Here is a 1,600-nt window from a genome sequence, read left to right on the forward strand (position 1 = left end):
TCGTCAAGAAACAGGACCCCCCGATGCGCCTGGCTGGCCAGCCCCGGTCGTAGCACGGTCGAACCGGCGCCGACGAGTGCTCCCGGCGTTGCTGAATGGTGCGGGCTGCGAAAAGGCGGCCGGACCACGAGCGGGCAGTCTGCCGGCAACAGCCCTGCGACCGAGTGCACCGCGGTGACCTCAAGAGCGGCTTCGGTGTCAAGCGCGGGCAACAGCCCCGGCAGGCGCTCCGCCAGCATGGTCTTGCCACTGCCCGGCGGCCCTTGCATGAACAGATGATGGCCGCCAGCCGCCGCTACTTCGACCGCCAGGCGACCGCGGGACTGGCCCGCCACATCGGCAAGATCGCCGACATCCTCGACGCTGGCCTGCGATGAATTCATCGTGATCATCGACGGTGGACCCGGCGTGAACTCACCGCGCAGGAGGCGCACCAGGCAGTCGAGGTCCTTCACCGGTTCAACGACGGCCCCAGGGACCAAGGCAGCCTCCGCGCCGTTCGCCTCGGGGACGACCACGCGTTCGAGACCTGCGCCGAGCGCGGCCAACACCGCAGGCAGCACCCCACGGACGGGCCGCAGCCGTCCGTCCAGCGCCAGTTCTCCGAGCAGCACCCGGCCGTGCAGGGATGTCGGGGGGATTGTGGCCGCCGCGCCGAGAACCGCGGCGGCCATCGCCACGTCGAACCCGCTCCCGGACTTCGGGAGAGTCGCCGGAAACAGCCCAACCGTGATCCGCTGGCTGGGCCAGGCCTGGCCCGAGTTGACGATCGCGGCACGGATCCGTTCCCTGGCCTCGTGCAGCGCCGCGTCCGGCAGCCCGACAAGAGTGAAGGCCGGCAGCCCGTTCGCAAGATCCGCTTCGACCTCGACGAGACGGCCGTGCACCCCCACGATGGCGACGCTGAACGCCCGTGCGAGCGCCATCAGAACGCCCCTCGCAGGTGTTCCACCCGAATCGGGCTGTCCCGGCGGCGGTACACCTCGACCACGTCGAAGCGCAGGACCGCCAGCTCATGTTCATGATCATGAAGCCACTGCGCGGCCACCCGGCGGATACGAGCGGCCTTGCCCGCAACCACAGCCTGCGCAGGTGTCCCGTACCGGTCGCTGGAACGGGTCTTGACCTCGCAGAACACCAGACACAAACCGTCCCGGGCGACGATATCGATCTCGCCGGCCGCGCAACGCCAGTTGCGGTCGAGAATTTCCATTCCGCCTTGCAGCAGATACCGGACCGCGGTGTCCTCACCGAACCGCCCGAGCGCATCCTTGACCCGCATCGCCCGCTCCCCTCCACAGGCGACGGACGCGCCCGTGGAGATCAGAGTGATCGGTGGGTCGAGCATTGGCGAACAATGATGATGTTCTGTGGACAACCTGAAGTTATCCACACCCGGCAACGCAGGCACCCGGCAAGGCACACAATGCAGGCTGGGGCGGCGCGGCAGGCCTCACAACAGGCTCTCAGCGAGGTGGGCCGCTGGCTGGTCAGGACCGCTGGCTGGGCGGAGCCAACGAGGCTTCCGTTGACACTTTCGCCGTCCGTTTGAGATCATCATTCCGGCTCGCCGCGTCCAGGCGCCCCCTGGCTGCGTTGT

At 68.3% G+C, this 1,600-nt stretch carries 2 protein-coding genes; both read right to left on the reverse strand.

What is annotated here, in order from left to right:
* Positions 1 to 926 (reverse strand): YifB family Mg chelatase-like AAA ATPase (locus MJ783_RS12750; protein ID WP_239310637.1); only part of this gene is annotated, 926 nt, incomplete at its 3' end.
* Entirely contained in the window at positions 926 to 1,282 is a 357-nt protein-coding gene (locus tag MJ783_RS12755) for a YraN family protein (RefSeq protein WP_239310638.1), read from the reverse strand. The genes MJ783_RS12755 and MJ783_RS12750, both read right to left, overlap by 1 nt.
* Between the last annotated feature and the right edge of the window lie 318 nt (positions 1,283 to 1,600).

The organism is Protofrankia sp. Cj3, assembly GCF_917627355.1.
GTDB lineage: Bacteria > Actinomycetota > Actinomycetes > Frankiales > Frankiaceae > Protofrankia.

Excerpts from the sequence above, each read along its gene's own strand:
- MJ783_RS12755 (WP_239310638.1), bottom strand. The coding sequence starts at position 1,282 with ATGCGGGTCAAGGATGCGCTCGGGCGGTTCGGTGAGGACACCGCGGTC.